Below are 685 nucleotides of genomic sequence, written 5' to 3' on the forward strand. Positions count from 1 at the left end.
CTAGCGGACGTCTTCGCCGCGGAGCGCGCGACGCGCCGGGCCCACGAACTCCGCCCCTGATCGCCTCTGCATGCGAGTGCCCCGCGGCCACAACGGCCGCGGGGCACTCGTATGCACGTCGGCGGGCGGACCGTCAGCGGACCCGGGGCGAACCATTGCGGCCGGTCTGGCCGCGCACGTCCCACGCGGGCACCTGGTAGACCTGCGCGTCGGCCGGGGCGTCGCCCTCCAGGGTGGCCATGGCCTCCTGCCAGCCGGTGACGAATCCGTTGAGCTCCGCGTCCCCCATGGCCCGCTCCGCCACCTTGCCGACGACGGCGGTGAGCGCGCGGGCGACCTCGGGAGTGAAGGATCCGGCGGTGGCGGAGTCGGCGGCCACCTCCACGCTGGCGATCACGACGTCCGAGACGCGCTCGCTGTACACACTCACCGCGCGCCCCCTCCGCACCCCACGACCTGCTCGCTCATGCCACCCCCAGGTGCTCTTTGCCGGTCCATATGCCCTTCCGTGCCCCTGCCTGAGATCTGTCACGAGATGCCCCAGAGTGCGGCCACAACCACCAACCTAACCCGAGGAACTGACACTGTGTTCCCTGAGGGCCACACCTCTGAACCCCCGGCGCCCGGGGGTTGTGACAGCCTTCGCGCCAGAGCCTCGTAATTGCGAGCCAGAAACACCAAGTTG

The 685-nt window shown here is 70.7% G+C and carries 1 protein-coding gene; it reads right to left on the reverse strand.

Features of this window, described 5'->3' with window-relative positions:
- Window positions 1–133 precede the first annotated feature (133 nt).
- Complete coding sequence (locus tag E6R62_RS37870; RefSeq protein WP_223279494.1) at window positions 134–430, reverse strand: hypothetical protein; 297 nt, start codon at window positions 428–430, stop codon at window positions 134–136.
- Between the last annotated feature and the right edge of the window lie 255 nt (window positions 431–685).

The organism is Streptomyces sp. A1136, from assembly GCF_004795055.1.
GTDB lineage: Bacteria > Actinomycetota > Actinomycetes > Streptomycetales > Streptomycetaceae > Streptomyces.